Genomic DNA, 14,193 nt, shown 5'->3' on the forward strand with positions numbered 1-14,193 from the left:
TCAGTCCGCCCTGCCCAGGTCGCGGAAGACACCGAGCGCGGCCGGGTCGTCGATCGTCGGCGGGACCGGCTCGTCCCGCCCCTCGACCAGGGCACGCATGGTCCGGCGGAGGATCTTGCCGGAGCGGGTCTTGGGCAGTGCCGGCACCACGGTGACCCGGCGGAACGCGGCCACCGGGCCGATCCGCCGCCGGACCAGGGCGACCAGCTCGGCGGCGAGCGCGTCCGGGTCCACCTCGACGCCGGTCTTGAGCACCACGTACCCGCTGGGCAGCTGCCCCTTGAGCGCGTCGGCCACCCCCACGACAGCGCACTCGGCCACCGCCGGGTGCGCCGCCAGCACCTCCTCCATCGCGCCGGTTGACAGCCGATGCCCGGCCACGTTGATCACGTCGTCGGTGCGGCCCATCACGTACAGGTAGCCGTCCTCGTCGAACCGGCCGCCGTCACCGGTCAGGTAGTGGCCGGGGAAGGCTGCCAGGTAGGAGCGGACGAACCGCTCGTCGTCGCCCCACAGCGTGGGCAGGCAGCCCGGCGGCAACGGCAGCCGGATGACGATCGAGCCGTCGACCCCCGCCGGCACGTCCCGGCCCGCGCCGTCGACCACCCGCACGTCGTAGCCGGGCACCGGCACCGACGGCGAGCCAGGCCTGATCGGCAGCGGCTCCAGGCCGCGCGGGTTGGCCGCCACCGGCCAGCCCGTCTCCGTCTGCCACCAGTTGTCCACCACCGGTACGCCGAGCCGCTCGCCCGCCCAGGCCCAGGTGTCCGGGTCCAGCCGCTCACCGGCCAGGAAGAGGGTCCGCAACGCGCCCAGGTCGTACCGGGTGACGTGGGTGCCGTCCGGGTCCTGTCGGCGGATCGCCCGGATCGCAGTGGGCGCGGTGAACAGCGCGGCCACCCGGTGCTCGGCGGCGACCCGCCAGAACGCCCCGGCGTCCGGGGTGCCCACCGGCTTGCCCTCGTAGAGCACGGTGGTCGCGCCGGTCAGCAGCGGCGCGTAGACGATGTAGGAGTGGCCGACCACCCAGCCCACGTCGGAGGCGGCCCAGAAGACCTCCCCCGGCGCGATGCCGAAGATGTGGCGCATCGACCAGCGCAACGCCACCGCGTGCCCGCCGTTGTCCCGCACCACACCCTTGGGCCGGCCGGTGGTGCCGGAGGTGTAGAGGACGTAGAGCGGGTCGGTCGCGGCCACCGGCACGCAGTCCACCGGCTCCGCGTCCGCCATCGCCTCGTCCCAGCTCAGGTCGCGACCGGTGACCAGCGGGGCCGGCTCCTGCGGGCGTTGCACCAGCACGCAGTGATCCGGCGCGTGCGCGGCCTCGTCCAGCGCGGCGGCGAGGATCGGGTGGTACGGCACCACCCGGTCGCCCTCGATGCCGCAGGAGGTGGCGACCACCACCGTCGGTCGGGCGTCGTCGATCCGGACGGCCAGCTCGTGCGCGGCGAAACCGCCGAAGACCACCGAGTGCACCGCGCCGATCCGGGCGCACGCCAGCATGGCGATCACCGCCTCCGGCACCATGGCCAGGTAGAGCAGCACCCGGTCGCCCCGGCCGACGCCGAGGCGGCGCAGTGCCCCGGCGAACCGGGCGGTCTCGGCGAGCAGCTCGGCGTAGGTGAGGGTGCGGACCGTGCCGGTCACCGGGCTGTCGTGGATCAGCGCCGGCTGGTCGCCCCGACCGGCGGCGACGTGCCGGTCCAGCGCGTTGTGGCAGGTGTTCAGCTCCCCGTCGACGAACCAGCGGTACAGCGGTGCCGCCGAGTCGTCGAGGATCCGCCGCGGTGGGCGGAACCAGTCGATGTCCGCCGCCGCGTCCCGCCAGAAGCCGGCCGGGTCGGCGATGCTCCGCTCGTACGCTGATCGATAGGCGCCCATGCCGCCATGCTGGTCGCGGCGCGCCACGGGCACGACGGCCGACCGGGTCCGGTGCGCCGGAAGCACCTGCCGGCTCGGTGAACGGCCGGGCACCGCCGGTGGACGGTCGCCGTTTCCGCCGGCCCGTGCGCGGGTAGGGCGGGCACATGGAGACGAACACGAAGGCGTACCTGGTGGGCGGTCCTCGGGACGGCAGCAGCCAGGACGCGGGTGACAAGGCCCTGTTGGAGATCGAGATCGACGGGATGTACCACCGCTACATCCAGACCACGCAGCGCCACGGCGACGACGCTGTGGTCTACAACTACGACGGCATGGTGGCCCCGGGCGGTGGCGAGCCGGGCGTCGAGGACCCGGCGGCCCGGGTCGCCTCGCCGAAGGCCGACGCCGAGGAGCACTGACCGCTCAGCCCAACGGGCGACGGATGAACCGGACCGGGCGGGGTAGCCAGCGCGGTCCTGGTGGAGTGACGGCCGGTGTCGCGGCGTACCGCGACCGGGCGCGTGGGCGGCGGCACGACATCCCGTCCACGCGCCCTCGACCGGCTCACCCGGAGACGGTCAGGCTCCGCTTGGCCAACTCGTAGGCGGGCAGCATGTCGTCGTGCGCGAAACCGCCAAGGCCATGACCGAGCTGGCCAAGAGCCTCAGCACGCTCGCCGGCAGCGTCGGCGACAGCGCGGTGGGCGCCGCCGTGAAGAAGTTCGGCGCGGCGGCCGCCCAGGCGGGGTCGCCACCAGGTTCTGAGTCGGTCCCCGGTCGTCCGTCCGTCGGACGACCGGGGCCCTACCGCGCCGGGAACCGGAGGCTCAGTTGCCGGTCACCCAGTTCCAGGCCGACACCACCCACTCGGTCTGCTGCAGGTAGGCCACCCCCACCCCGACCAGGAACAGCGCGGTGATCAGGTGGGCGCCCCGGGCGCTACGGCGCACCCGCCCGAGCTGCCGTTCCAGGATCAGCCGGCCGAGCAGCCGGGACAGCGCGAACAGGCCGAGCGCGGTGAGCAGGCTGAGCACGAACGTGAGCAGGGGGGCGATCAGGTTGCCCCGCCCGGAGATCGCCCAGATGCCCCAGCAGACGAACGCGAACAGGGCACCCGCGGCGCTCAGCTCCCCGCCCTTGCGAGCCTGGGCGAGGTGCCAGCTCATCGGCCGGCGCGGAGCCGCCTCACCGACCCAGTCGCCGTGCTCGACGGTGGGGAACTGCTCGGTGCGGGGCGTCCGCGGCGTGCGCGGCTGGCCGACCGCCGCCACCCCGCGCCGGAACGCGTCCCGCTGCGGGGGCACCACTCCCGGTTTGGGCGGCACCTCCACGGTGCGCTCCGCCCACGGCTGTGTCTGGTCCGCCATCTTCACGTCCTCCCCCTCGACCGACGCCGGCCTCGGTTCCGAGGGTAGCCACCCCGCAATAGGGTGCCGAGCCCCACACCCGTGGGGTAGACACGGGCGGTGACCGACGTGCTGGTTTCCCGGGCCGAGGACGTCGACGACATCGCGCCGCTGCTGGCGCTGGCCTTCCACAACGACCTCGACCCGCAGGTGCAGGCGGTCGAGCGCCCCGTCTTCGAGCCGGACCGGTCGTTGCTGGTCCGCGACGGCGCAACCGCCGTGGCGCACGCCGGCGCGTTCAGCCGGGACCTCGCCGTACCCGGCGCGGACGTGCCGGCCGCGCACGTGACCATGGTGCCGGCTGGTCCCGGCGGGACGAGCGCTGGTGGGCGTACCTGCTGGCGGACGTGCAGAGCCGCCGGGGCGGGGCGACCGAACGCCGGGTGCTGGTGCACGAGGGGGCCCACCGAGCCCGACGGGTACGCGCTCTACCGGCCCGACCGCCGCCCTGGACGAGCCCCTGCTGCGGCTGGTCGACGAGCCACGCCAACTCGCCCCGCAGCTCGCCGACGCGCTCTGGATACGGGTGGTCGACGTGCCGGCCGCGCTCGCCGCCCGGCGCTACGCCACCGACGTCGACGTGGTGATCGACGTCACCGACGACCCGTCCGGCCACCCGCAGGAGCGCGCGGGATGGGTCGTCCGGCCGGCGCGGGGCGGTACGGTCGGGGCATGAGTGAGGCGGAGCGACGGCGACGGCGACTGCGGCATCACGGCGACGGCGAGGCGCCGTCGCCGGTCGAGGGCACCGGGGCGAGCACCGCGGCGGTGCACGACGACGTGGCGCCCCGACCGCCACGCGGTGCCCGACCGACCGAGCCGGAGCCCCGGAGCCGACGCCCCACCCTGCCCGCCGAGGAAGGCGAACGTGGGCTGCGCGGACTCGTCGGCTCCGGCTCGTCCCAGGTGAGCGTGACCGCCGCGCTACGGGCGCGGGACGCCGCCCGCCCCACCGACGACGACCTGGCACAGGCCGAGGAGCGGGTGGTGCTCATCCGCCGCAACTGGGTGCCCCGCGAGGACCTGCCCCGCAACGGACGGTGAACCGTCCGCCTCAGGCAGGCAGCTCGGGCAGCCGGCGGCCCTGCTCGTAGTCGGCCACCTGGGTGATCCGGCGGCTGTGCCGGGGGTTGCCGGAGAACGCCGTGGTGAGGAACGCCTCGACCAGGGCGGTGGCCTCGTCCAACGTGTGCTGCCGCGCACCGATCGCCACCACGTTGGCGTCGTTGTGCTCCCGGGCCAACTGGGCGGTGTCCACGTTCCAGGCCAGCGCCGCCCGGACGCCGGCCACCTTGTTCGCGGCGATCTGCTCACCGTTGCCGGACCCGCCGATCACCACGCCGAGGCTGCCCGGGTCACCGACCACCCGGTCGCCGGTGTGCAGGCAGAACGCCGGGTAGTCGTCGTCCGGGTCGAAGGCGTGCGGACCCACGTCCACCACCTCGTAGCCCTGCTTGGCCAGATGGTTGGCCAGGTGCACCTTCAACTCGAAACCGGCGTGATCGGAGCCCAGGTAGACGCGCATACCGCGCAGTGTGACAGGCCCGCCGCCGGGCCGGTGCGCGGGCGGCGACCCGGAGGCGGATTCGTCACACGGTCAGCGCGGCAGCTCGGCCACCACCAGGCCGGCCCGCGCCTTCGGGGTGAACCAGGTGCTCTTGCGCGGCATCTTCTCCCGGGCCAGGTTGACCGCCACGAAGTCGTCCACGGTCACCGGCGCGACAAGCACGGCCAGCTCCGCCCGGCCGGCGTCGACCTCCCCGACGAGCCAGCTCGCCGGGTAGTCGCCACCCACGTACGTGATCCGCTTGTCCCCCGGGTCCAACCCCAGCGCGTCGCGCAGCAGCAGGCGCTCCACCAGCGCGTGGTCCAGGTTCGCCAGTCGGTCGGCGCCGACGTGCGGCAGCGTCACCGCATACCCCCGACCCGCGACGTACAGGTGCACGACGCCGCCGGTGGCCGGCACGCCGACCGGGCCGTCCACCGCGGTGATCTGCGCGCCCGCCTCGCGGAGCCGGTCCAGCAGCTCCTCGGGGGCGGCGGTCAGCTCGCCGACCAGGCGGTTGTAGGGCTGGATGGCCACCGACGCGGGCGTGGTGACCACCGAAAGGAAACGCGGGAACCCGCCGGTCTGCGCGGCCAGGCTGCGGTGGTTGCCGTCGGCCACCACCAACTCCCCGCCACCGGCCAGCGCGGTCAGCTCGTCCTGCGCCGGACCGGGACCGACCAGCCAGATGGCGTGCGTACGGCCGGACTGGTCGATGTCGGTGGCGGCGGGCGCGCCGGCCGCCTCGGTCGCCGCCGCGAGCGCCGCGTGCAGCTCGTCGCCGCGCCCGGTCTGGAGCAGGAGCACGGGTGAGAGCAGGTGACCGAGCGCCTGCGCCAACGCGACGCGCTCACGCACCTTGGCGATGAACACGTCCTCGTTGCGGATCACCAGCCCCGGCTCGTCGGCCCGGGTGGAGATCTGGTCGGTGTCCACCATCGCCCACAGCCCGTACGCGTTCTCCTCGCCCGGCGCGCTGATCCGGTAGAGCACCACGGCCTGCTCGGCCGGGGTGTAGCTGCCGTCCGCCTTGGCCTCGGCGAGGCGGGCCACCGCGTCCGGCAACGCGTCGAGGAAGGGCTTCCCCATGCTGCCCGGCGCCCGGTGGGGCATCTCGATGCCGAGGGCGCTGTGCGGGTTCGCCTCGACGATCGCGGTGATCTCCGCGTCGTCGGCGAACTCGTCGTAGTTCTGCGCGCCGGTGCCGCCAGTGGTGATCCAGGCCCGGGTGATCGGGTGCACGACCGTCATGCCCACTCACGCTACCCGCGCCCCCACCAGGTGAAAGGAAGGGCCCCTTGTTAACGCCTACGGTAGAGGCGGGGCCCCTTCTTAACACCTGGGCACCGCTCAGGCCGTGGAATTGCGATGCCGACCGGGAGCCGGACGGCGGGTCGGCGCGGCGGGGCGGGAGCCGGCGTTGAGGCGTACCGTCGTGGCCCCGACGGGGGCCGGATGGCCGACGGCGCCGGACCGGTTCGGGGCATGGCCGGGGCGCGGCGGGCCGGCCGGCGGGCTGATCCGCGAGGTGGCCACCACCCGCGCCACGCCGACCACGATCGGTGGGGCCAGCAGGTCGGCCACCTCGGCCGAACCGGCCGGCCAGTGGCTCTCCGCCACCGACCAGTACGTCGCGCCGGAGTCCTCTGTCGGCGACTGCGCCGGGTCGTCGGACGTGTGGCGGTGCTTGGCCATGGCTACGCCTCCAGGAGCTGCCGTGGTGCGGCCTCGCTCGGGCCGCCGGCTGGGACACCCGGTGAAACGAGCCCCGCACCGGCCCGGTGACGGGCGGTACGGGGCTCGGCGAGGCGCGCCGCGCGCCGGGCGCGGGTTGTTAAGAAGGGGCCCTTCCTTACACCCCCTCAGTCGAAGATGGGGTCCTGCTCCCGGGTGCGCTTCAACTCGTAGAAGCCGGGGGTGGCGGAGACGAGCAGCACACCGTCCCAGAGGCGGCCCGCGGCCTCGCCCTTCGGCGCCGGCGTGATCACCGGTCCGAAGAAGGCGACAGGCGTGCCGTCCGGACCGGGCGCGTGCACCACGGGCGTGCCGACGTCGGTGCCGACCGGCCGCATGCCCGCCTCGTGGCTGGCCCGCAGCGCGTCGTCGTCCTGCGTGGAATCGGCGGCGTCGGCCAGCGCCGGGTCCAGCCCGACGTCGGTGAGCGCCCCGACCAGCAGGTCCCGGCCCAGTTCCTCCTTGGCGAGGTGGATCCGGTTGCCCAGCGCGGTGTAGAGCTCCGCCAGCGCCTGCGCGCCGTGCGCCTGCTCGACCGCGATGCACACCCGCACCGGGCCCCAGCCCTTGTGCATCAGGTCCCGGTACTCCTCCGGCAGTTCCCGGCCCTCGTTGAGCACGGACAGGCTCATCACGTGGAACCGGATGTCCACGTCCCGGACCCGCTCGACCTCGAGCAGCCATCGGGAGGTGATCCACGCCCACGGGCACATCGGGTCGAACCACATGTCCGCGGTGACACGATCGGTCACGGTGCATCCCTTCACGACATCGTCCGTGCCGGGGACCCGGCACGGTCACCTCCGATCCTCACCCCGCGCCGCATAGACCGGTACCGGAATGAGAGCGTGACCTCGGCCACCGGAACCGGCGGCACATGGAAGACTCGGTTCTCGGCGGGCCGCCAGGAGCGGGCCGGTCGAGGAACCGGTGCCGCGGGCGCGGCGAGACGAGTGGGATGGAGACGAACAGTGCCGGGAGTGCGCAACCTGACCCAGGTGGAGGCGACGGAGCGGGCCCGTCTGCTCGAGGTGACCGGGTACGACATCAACCTTGACCTGTCGACCGCGGTGCAGCCCACCGGTCGCACGTTCCGCTCGGTGACCGAGGTCCGGTTCCGGTGCGCCGAACCGGGGGCGACCACCTTCATCGAGGCCGCCGCCGAGTCGGTGCGTTCGGCCACGCTCAACGGCCAGCCGGTCGACCTGTCCGACTGGTCCGCCGAGACGGGGCTCACGCTGACCGGCCTGGCCGCCGAGAACGTCCTCGTGGTCGACGCCGACTTCGGCTACTCCACCAGCGGGCAGGGCCTGCACCGCACGGTGGACCCGGTGGACGGTGAGACCTACCTCTACAGCCAGTTCGAGACCGCCGACGCGCAGCGGGTCTTCGCCTGCTTCGACCAGCCCGACCTGAAGAGCGTCTACACCTGGCACGCCACCGTCCCGGACCACTGGCGGGCGGTGTCCAACATGCCGGTGGCCGGCGAGGAGGCGGCCGGTGAGGGTCTGAAGACGCTCCACTTCGCGCTCTCGGCGCGGATGAGCACCTACATCACCGCGCTGTGCGCCGGGCCGTACCACGAGGTGCGCCGCACCCACGACGGCGTCGACATGGGTTACTTCTGCCGTGCCAGCATGGCCCCGCACCTGGACGCCGACGACCTGCACCTGATCACCACGCAGGGCTTCGACTTCTTCCAGGAGAAGTTCGGCGTGCGCTACCCGCTGCCCAAGTACGACCAGCTCTGGGTGCCGGACTTCAACGCCGGCGCGATGGAGAACTTCGGCTGCGTCACGCACGCCGAGTCGCACTACATCTTCCGCTCGCAGGTCACCGACTTCGAGTACGAGCAGCGCGCCAACACGATCCTGCACGAGCTGGCGCACATGTGGTTCGGCGACCTGGTCACCATGCGCTGGTGGAACGACCTGTGGCTGAACGAGTCGTTCGCCGAGTGGGCCAGCCACTGGTGCAACACCCACGCCACCCGCTTCACCGACGCGTGGACCACGTTCCTGTCCATCCGCAAGAACTGGGGCTACCGGCAGGACCAGCTGTCCTCCACCCACCCGGTCTACTGCGAGATGCCGGACCTGGAGGCGGTCGAGGTCAACTTCGACGGCATCACCTACGCCAAGGGCGCGAGCGTGCTCAAGCAGCTCGTCGCGTACGTGGGTGAGGAGCCGTTCCTGGCCGGTCTGCGGGCCTACTTCGACAAGCACGCGTGGGGCAATGCCACCTTCGACGACCTGCTCTCCGAGCTGGAGGTCGCCTCCGGCCGGGAGCTGCGCAAGTTCGCCGCCCAGTGGCTGGAGACCGCGCAGGTCAACACGCTGCGGCCGGAGGTGACCATCGGCGCCGACGGCACGTACGAGCGGGTGCTGGTGCGGCAGGAGGCCCCGGCCGGCTACCCGACGCTGCGGACCCACCGCATCGGCGTCGGCCTCTACGACCTGACCGACGGCCGGCTGGTCCGCCGCGAGCTTGTCGAGACGGACGTGACAGGTGAGCTGACCGAGCTGACCGAGCTGCACGGCAAGCCGGCCGCGGACGTGCTGCTGCTCAACGACGATGACCACACGTACGCGAAGCTGCGGCTGGACGAGCGGTCCATGGCCACTGTCGTGCGGCACATCGCCGGTTTCGACTCGTCGCTGGCCCGCGCGCTGTGCTGGACGGCCGCCTGGGACATGACCCGCGACGCGGAGCTGTCGGCCCGGGACTACGTGGCGCTGGTGCTGGCCGGGCTGCCCGCCGAGACCGACATCAACCTGGTCACCGCCACGCTGCGGCAGGCCACCACCACGCTCGCCTTCTACGTCGACCCGGACTGGGCGCCGACCGGCTGGGCCGATCTGGCCCGGACCACCCGGACCGCGCTGGCGGCGGCCGAGCCGGGCAGCGGCTTCCAGCTCGCCTGGGCCCGGGCGTATGCCGCCGCGGCCCGCTCCGGGGAGGACCTGGCGACGCTGCGGGGCTGGCTGGACGGCTCGGGGGTGCCGGAGGGGCTGGCCGTCGACACCGAGCTGCGGTGGACCGTGCTCCAGGCGCTCGTGGCCAACGGCGCGGCAGGCGTCGAGGACATCGACGCGGAGCTGGCGCAGGACCGGACCGCCAGTGGCGAGCGGAAGGCGGCGCTCGCGTACGCGCTGGTGCCGACCGCGGAGAACAAGGCCGCCGTGTGGGCGCAGCTGACCGGGCCGGACGCGCTGCCGAACTGGCGCAGCCGGGCGCTGTTGCAGGGCTTCACCCACCCGGTGCAGGTGGAGCTGACCGCGCCCTACCGGGAGCGCTACTTCGCCTCGCTGGATCGGATCTGGGCGCAGCGGGACAGCGAGCCGGCGCAGGAGTTCGTGCAGCTCGCCTACCCGGCGTACCTGGTCGACGAGGACACCGTGTCGGCCTCCGACGCGTGGTTGGCCGACGACGCCCGGCCGGCGTCGCTGCGCCGCCTGGTGGCCGAGGGCCGCGACGGTGTCGTCCGGGCGCTGGCGGCCCGTGAGCGGGACGCGCGCAGCGCCTGACGGGCAAGACTGTCGAGGGCCGGTGTGGGCGCGAGCCCGCACCGGCCCTCCGGCCTTCCGGAGGGCGGCGGGCATGAGGAAGCCCGGCCCACGTGGACGCGGGCCGGGCTTCGTCTTGGGTGGGGCCGGTCAGCCCTTGCCGGCGTGGCTGGCGAGCTGGTCGAGGCCCTGGATGATGCCGCCGGCGAGGTCGCCGCCGCCGAAGGAGGCCACCATCGACAGCGCGGCCAGCTTCGCGTACGTGTCCGGGATGCGCTTGCGCGCGTACCGGCCGGTGATGACCTCCAGCTGCCGCTGGTTGGGTGACACCGCGATCAGCACCGAGCGGTCCGGCTCGGCGAGCTGCCCGTGCAGCCGCGCGGCGTGCTCCCGGATCGGCTCGTCGAGGCCGCCGACGTAGACCGAGAAGACCAGGCCGGTGCCCTGGTCGGCGAGGCGGAGCGCCTCGTCGATGCGGAGCAGCTGACGGGTCGAGAACGGCCCGTCCAGCACGTGGGGCGGGTCGCCCGTGTCGGTCATGGGCTGCGCTTCACCAACGGTCACTTGCGCCTCCGGTTCCACCGGCCGGTGCCTCCCGGCCGGCCTGTTCCTGCTTGCGGCTGCTCAACGCCGGCGCCTGGGCCCCGGCGGCCAGCGCGATGCCGGCCGAGTCGGCCAGCTGCTCCGGACGGCTCAGGAACCAGACCGGAGTGAAGTCGAAGGACCGGCCCGGCCGGTAGCGCTTGGCGCCGCCGCCGTTGCCGCGGCTGCCGATGGCCGCCAGAGCGGCGATCAGCAGCACCGCGCCGACCGGGATGCCGACGAAGACCACCAACGTCTCGGTAACAGACAATCCCAACGCCCCCAGGCGGAAAGAGAGACCAGGAATGTTGCGGGTCGGGGTGGACGGTCAGGACCGGCCGCTCCCACCACGCTTGTGCTGTTCACGTTAGCGGAGTCGGCGGCCCGCCAGATTGCGGGGTGCTGATCCCATCCGTCACAGCGGTGCTCCGGTGGCACGGCAGCGCTCCGGCGCGGTCAGGTCGTGCGGGTCGACCATGCCGCCCATCCTGCCTGTTCGGCAGGCGTCCGCGCGGGCGACACGACCGGGCGGGGTCCGTTTTCGGCCGCCCTGACCGGATCGGGGGCCGGTGCCGGTCCGGCCACCCCGCGTACGCCCGCAGCGGCCGGGCCCGCCGTCAGGGTCGGGTCGCGGGCGGGACCGGCTCGCGGTGGCCGAGGAAACGCCTGGCGTTGCCGCCGAGCAGCGCGGCCCGCTGCGCGTCGGTGAGGAAGTCGGCCCGGTGCACCACCTGCCCGACCGGTCGCTCCCCCAGCGGGTACGGGTAGTCGCTGCCGAGCAGCACCCGCTCGACGCCCATGGTGTCCACCAGCAGCCGCAGCGCGGCCGGTTCGAAGACCACCGAGTCGACGTGGAACCGGTCGACGTACGTGCTCGGCGGTGCGGTGGACGCCCCGCGCACCAGGTCGCCGCGACGGTGCCAGGCGTTGTCGGCGCGGCCCAGCCAGAACGGGAAGCTGCCGCCGCCGTGCGCGAAGCAGATCCGCAGCGTCTCCGGCACCCGGTCGAACACGCCGCCGAGGATCAGTGCCAGCACCGACAGGTGCGTCTCGGCGGGCATGCCGGTCAGCCAGCGGGCCATCCACCGGTCCAGCCGGGGGCCGCCGGGCATGTCCCACGGGTGGACGAACACCGGTGCGCCCACCTCGGCGCAGTGGGTGAGGAACTGCACGATGCCGGCGTCGTCGAGGTCCCGGTCGCCGACGTGGTTGCCGATCTCCACGCCGGCGTGCCCGGCGGCCAGGCAGCGGTCCAGTTCGGCGCAGGCGGCGTCCGGGTCCTGCAACGGCACCTGGCAGAACGGCACCAGCCGGTCGCCGCCGGCCGCGGTGACCTCAAGGGTGAGGTCGTTGAAGATCCGGGCCACCTTGACCGCCTGGTCGGCGGGGCGGTCATAGCTGAAGAAGACCGGGGTGGGCGAGACGACCTGCACGTCCACGCCATCGGCGGTCATGTCGGCGAGCCGGGTGGGCGCGTCCCAGCACGGCGCGCCGACCGGCCGGAACTCGGTCTCCCCCACCATGATCATGGCCGCGCGCTCGGAGTCCACCCGCAGCCACGGCCAGCCGGACCCGCCGCACGCCGCGGCCAGGTCCGGCCACCCCTTGGGTACGACGTGCGTGTGCACGTCCACGACCGGCATCGACCCGACCGGCACCGACACCCGGGTCAGCCCTTGCCCGGGTGCAGCGCGCCGCAGTTGTCGCAGGTGCGGGCCTGCTCGTCGGCGTAGAACGCGGCGAAGACGGGCGGCAGGTCGGCGGCGATGTCGCGGACCTGCAACTCCACCTCGTGCACCTTGTGGTGGCACTCGACGCAGTACCACTGGAACTTCTCCCGGGTGCCCTCCTCGCGGACCCGCTCGACCACCATGCCGATCGAGCCGGCCTCGGGACGCTGCGGCGAGTGCGGGGTGTTGCGGGGCAGCATCCACATCTGCCCCTCGCGCACGTGCACCGTACGCGGCCCCTCGGGCAGCATCAGGTTGATGTGCATGTTGCCCTTGACCTGGTAGAAGAACTCCTCGTACGGATCGACGTGGAAGTCCGTGCGCTGGTTCGGGCCGCCCACCACCATGACGATGAAGTCGTCGCTGCCGGGCAGCATCTCCTTGTTGCCCACCGGCGGCTTGAGCAGGTGCTGGTTGTCGCCGATCCAGCCGGAGAAGCTGAACGGCTCGGCGATCTCACTCATGGCGACCTCCAGGCGGAAGTAGGGCGACGGCCTGCATCTCGACGAGCAGGTGCGGGTGCGGAAGTTGGTGCACGGCGACAGTGGTCCGGGTCGGCCCGGTGGCGTCGAAGAACTCCGCCCACACCTCGTTGTAGCCACCGAAGTCGTTCATGTTGACCAGGTAGCTGGTGACCTGCACCAGGTCGCTCAGGTCGGCGCCGACCGACCGGAGCAGGTCACCGATGTTCCCGATCACGGCCCGGGTCTGCTCCCGGATGTCCAGGTCGGTGGTGCCGAACTCGTCCGCGGTGACCCCGGCGAACGTGTTGTCCGGCCGGCGCGACGAGGTGCCGGAGACGAAGACGAACCCGCCGGCCACCTTGACGTGCGGGAACGCGCCACGCGGCACGGCCTTGCCGGCGACGACGCGGGCGGTCACCGGGCCGCTTTCCGTTGGCGACCGCGGGGCACGCGGATCCGGCTCGCTCGGCGCGCTCACGGCAGCGCCCGCAGCGAGGCGGACCCGAGCTTCTCCACCACCGCGCGCACGTGCGCTCCCGGGCGCAGCGGCACCGCGGCGGTGGCCGCGCCGGCCAGGAAGACCCAGCCCTTACGCAGCCGCACACCGTGCCGACCGGCCAGCCGCAGGCCTTCGTCGAGCGCCCGACGCGGGTCGCCGAGGATGGCCGCTGTGGAGCCGACCTGCGCCACCCGACCGTCGATCTCCAGCAGCACGCCGAGGTTGTCCAGCCCGTCCGGCACCGGCGACCAGGCGCCGATCACGAACGCGGCGGCGGAGGTGTTGTCGGCGATCACGTCGGGCAGGGAGAAGGTGAAGTTCGCGTACCGGGAGTCGATCAGCTCGATCGCCGGGGCGACCGCGCGGACCGCCCGGGTGAACGAGCCGACCGGCTCGCCCGGGTCGGGCAGCCGGTCCAGCAGGAACGCCACCTCCGGCTCGACCCGGGGATGGATGAAGTCGCCGACGTCGACGCGGCCGCCGTCGGGCACCCGCATCACGTCGGTCAGCCGGCCCCAGATCACCTCGTCCACGCCGACCTGCGCCATCTTGGCCTTGCTGGTCAGTCCCATCTTCAGCCCGACGAGCCGCTCACCCCGGTCGAGGCGGCGCCGCACCAGCGCGGTCTGCACCGCGTACGCGGCGTCCACGTCGAGGCCTGTCTCGGCGGCGAGCTGCGGGATCGCCGTGGCGGTGTCCGCCGCCGCGCCCAGTTTCTCCGCGATACCCGCGACGTCCGGGCCGATCATGCTGTGCCACCTTTCGTTCGCGACTGCGGGGCTCGCAAAACCGGCTCACTCCTCGCGCTCACCGAGGCCACCTTTCGTTCGCGACTGCGGGGCTCGCAAAACCGGCTCACTCCTC

The 14,193-nt window shown here is 73.2% G+C and carries 16 protein-coding genes and 1 pseudogene; 5 read left to right on the forward strand and 12 right to left on the reverse strand.

Annotation, left to right across the window (positions count from 1 at the left end):
* Positions 1 to 1,881 carry a propionyl-CoA synthetase gene (locus tag ACLQ2X_RS03990; protein WP_425679564.1) on the reverse strand — a complete coding sequence of 627 codons (1,881 nt, stop codon included), beginning with the start codon at positions 1,879 to 1,881 and terminating at the stop codon, positions 1 to 3.
* A 146-nt stretch (positions 1,882 to 2,027) separates the two neighbouring features.
* On the opposite strand from ACLQ2X_RS03990, the gene ACLQ2X_RS03995 reads away from it, so the two are divergent.
* Complete coding sequence (locus ACLQ2X_RS03995; protein WP_425679565.1) at positions 2,028 to 2,282, forward strand: hypothetical protein; 255 nt, start codon at positions 2,028 to 2,030, stop codon at positions 2,280 to 2,282.
* A gap of 407 nt (positions 2,283 to 2,689) precedes the next feature.
* On the opposite strand, the gene ACLQ2X_RS04000 is transcribed toward ACLQ2X_RS03995, so the two are convergent.
* The gene (locus ACLQ2X_RS04000; RefSeq protein WP_425679566.1) at positions 2,690 to 3,229 is read right to left on the reverse strand and encodes a hypothetical protein; all 540 of its coding nucleotides are present in this window, start codon (positions 3,227 to 3,229) and stop codon (positions 2,690 to 2,692) included.
* Positions 3,230 to 3,337: 108 nt separating this feature from the next.
* On the opposite strand from ACLQ2X_RS04000, the pseudogene ACLQ2X_RS04005 reads away from it, so the two are divergent.
* From ACLQ2X_RS04005 to ACLQ2X_RS04015, 3 genes and pseudogenes are all read left to right on the forward strand, one after another.
* A pseudogene (locus ACLQ2X_RS04005) lies at positions 3,338 to 3,508 on the forward strand (GNAT family N-acetyltransferase); the annotation flags it as partial.
* An 85-nt stretch (positions 3,509 to 3,593) separates the two neighbouring features.
* Positions 3,594 to 3,944 carry a hypothetical protein gene (locus tag ACLQ2X_RS04010; protein ID WP_425680031.1) on the forward strand — a complete coding sequence of 117 codons (351 nt, stop codon included), beginning with the start codon at positions 3,594 to 3,596 and terminating at the stop codon, positions 3,942 to 3,944.
* Positions 3,941 to 4,312: a hypothetical protein gene (locus tag ACLQ2X_RS04015; protein ID WP_425679996.1), complete on the forward strand. Its 372-nt coding sequence runs from the start codon at positions 3,941 to 3,943 to the stop codon at positions 4,310 to 4,312. The genes ACLQ2X_RS04010 and ACLQ2X_RS04015 overlap by 4 nt, the downstream gene beginning before the upstream one ends.
* 10 nt (positions 4,313 to 4,322) lie before the next feature.
* Here ACLQ2X_RS04015 and ACLQ2X_RS04020 read toward each other — a convergent pair whose 3' ends face one another.
* The 4 genes from ACLQ2X_RS04020 to ACLQ2X_RS04035 form a co-directional block, all read right to left on the reverse strand.
* Positions 4,323 to 4,793 (reverse strand): ribose-5-phosphate isomerase, encoded by a 471-nt coding sequence (locus tag ACLQ2X_RS04020; protein WP_425679567.1) that lies wholly within the window; start codon positions 4,791 to 4,793, stop codon positions 4,323 to 4,325.
* 72 nt (positions 4,794 to 4,865) lie between these two features.
* Positions 4,866 to 6,065, reverse strand: coding sequence for a DUF1015 family protein (locus ACLQ2X_RS04025; RefSeq protein WP_425679568.1), 1,200 nt, complete (start codon positions 6,063 to 6,065; stop codon positions 4,866 to 4,868).
* A 99-nt stretch (positions 6,066 to 6,164) separates the two neighbouring features.
* On the reverse strand, positions 6,165 to 6,509 hold the full coding sequence (locus tag ACLQ2X_RS04030; RefSeq protein WP_425679569.1) for a hypothetical protein: 345 nt from the start codon (positions 6,507 to 6,509) through the stop codon (positions 6,165 to 6,167).
* Positions 6,510 to 6,676: 167 nt separating this feature from the next.
* Positions 6,677 to 7,300 carry a disulfide bond formation protein DsbA gene (locus ACLQ2X_RS04035; RefSeq protein ID WP_425679570.1) on the reverse strand — a complete coding sequence of 208 codons (624 nt, stop codon included), beginning with the start codon at positions 7,298 to 7,300 and terminating at the stop codon, positions 6,677 to 6,679.
* 228 nt (positions 7,301 to 7,528) lie between these two features.
* Here ACLQ2X_RS04035 and pepN point away from each other — a divergent pair, with 228 nt between their 5' ends.
* The gene (gene pepN / locus ACLQ2X_RS04040; protein WP_425679571.1) at positions 7,529 to 10,075 is read left to right on the forward strand and encodes an aminopeptidase N; all 2,547 of its coding nucleotides are present in this window, start codon (positions 7,529 to 7,531) and stop codon (positions 10,073 to 10,075) included.
* A gap of 129 nt (positions 10,076 to 10,204) precedes the next feature.
* On the opposite strand, the gene ACLQ2X_RS04045 is transcribed toward pepN, so the two are convergent.
* The 6 genes from ACLQ2X_RS04045 to ACLQ2X_RS04070 all read right to left on the reverse strand — a co-directional run bounded on the left by ACLQ2X_RS04045 (position 10,205) and on the right by ACLQ2X_RS04070 (position 14,078).
* Positions 10,205 to 10,618 (reverse strand): DUF5130 family protein, encoded by a 414-nt coding sequence (locus ACLQ2X_RS04045; RefSeq protein ID WP_425679572.1) that lies wholly within the window; start codon positions 10,616 to 10,618, stop codon positions 10,205 to 10,207.
* Positions 10,605 to 10,889: a hypothetical protein gene (locus ACLQ2X_RS04050; RefSeq protein WP_425679997.1), complete on the reverse strand. Its 285-nt coding sequence runs from the start codon at positions 10,887 to 10,889 to the stop codon at positions 10,605 to 10,607. Before ACLQ2X_RS04050 ends, ACLQ2X_RS04045 begins: the two co-directional genes overlap by 14 nt.
* A 364-nt stretch (positions 10,890 to 11,253) precedes the next feature.
* Positions 11,254 to 12,279 carry an amidohydrolase family protein gene (locus ACLQ2X_RS04055; protein ID WP_425679998.1) on the reverse strand — a complete coding sequence of 342 codons (1,026 nt, stop codon included), beginning with the start codon at positions 12,277 to 12,279 and terminating at the stop codon, positions 11,254 to 11,256.
* Positions 12,280 to 12,305: 26 nt separating this feature from the next.
* Positions 12,306 to 12,830 carry a 3-hydroxyanthranilate 3,4-dioxygenase gene (locus ACLQ2X_RS04060; protein WP_425679573.1) on the reverse strand — a complete coding sequence of 175 codons (525 nt, stop codon included), beginning with the start codon at positions 12,828 to 12,830 and terminating at the stop codon, positions 12,306 to 12,308.
* Complete coding sequence (locus ACLQ2X_RS04065; protein ID WP_425679574.1) at positions 12,823 to 13,248, reverse strand: RidA family protein; 426 nt, start codon at positions 13,246 to 13,248, stop codon at positions 12,823 to 12,825. The genes ACLQ2X_RS04060 and ACLQ2X_RS04065 overlap by 8 nt, the downstream gene beginning before the upstream one ends.
* 56 nt (positions 13,249 to 13,304) lie before the next feature.
* Positions 13,305 to 14,078 (reverse strand): 2-keto-4-pentenoate hydratase, encoded by a 774-nt coding sequence (locus tag ACLQ2X_RS04070; RefSeq protein ID WP_425679575.1) that lies wholly within the window; start codon positions 14,076 to 14,078, stop codon positions 13,305 to 13,307.
* Between the last annotated feature and the right edge of the window lie 115 nt (positions 14,079 to 14,193).

This window comes from Micromonospora sp. DT31 (assembly GCF_049841795.1).
Lineage (GTDB): Bacteria > Actinomycetota > Actinomycetes > Mycobacteriales > Micromonosporaceae > Micromonospora.

Coding starts and splice junctions, on each gene's coding strand:
- ACLQ2X_RS03990 (WP_425679564.1), bottom strand. CDS start 1,881: ATGGGCGCCTATCGATCAGCGTACGAGCGGAGCATCGCCGACCCGGCC.
- ACLQ2X_RS03995 (WP_425679565.1), top strand. CDS start 2,028: ATGGAGACGAACACGAAGGCGTACCTGGTGGGCGGTCCTCGGGACGGC.
- ACLQ2X_RS04000 (WP_425679566.1), bottom strand. CDS start 3,229: ATGGCGGACCAGACACAGCCGTGGGCGGAGCGCACCGTGGAGGTGCCG.
- ACLQ2X_RS04015 (WP_425679996.1), top strand. CDS start 3,941: ATGAGTGAGGCGGAGCGACGGCGACGGCGACTGCGGCATCACGGCGAC.
- ACLQ2X_RS04020 (WP_425679567.1), bottom strand. CDS start 4,793: ATGCGCGTCTACCTGGGCTCCGATCACGCCGGTTTCGAGTTGAAGGTG.
- ACLQ2X_RS04025 (WP_425679568.1), bottom strand. CDS start 6,065: ATGACGGTCGTGCACCCGATCACCCGGGCCTGGATCACCACTGGCGGC.
- ACLQ2X_RS04030 (WP_425679569.1), bottom strand. CDS start 6,509: ATGGCCAAGCACCGCCACACGTCCGACGACCCGGCGCAGTCGCCGACA.
- ACLQ2X_RS04055 (WP_425679998.1), bottom strand. CDS start 12,279: ATGCCGGTCGTGGACGTGCACACGCACGTCGTACCCAAGGGGTGGCCG.
- ACLQ2X_RS04060 (WP_425679573.1), bottom strand. CDS start 12,830: ATGAGTGAGATCGCCGAGCCGTTCAGCTTCTCCGGCTGGATCGGCGAC.
- ACLQ2X_RS04070 (WP_425679575.1), bottom strand. CDS start 14,078: ATGATCGGCCCGGACGTCGCGGGTATCGCGGAGAAACTGGGCGCGGCG.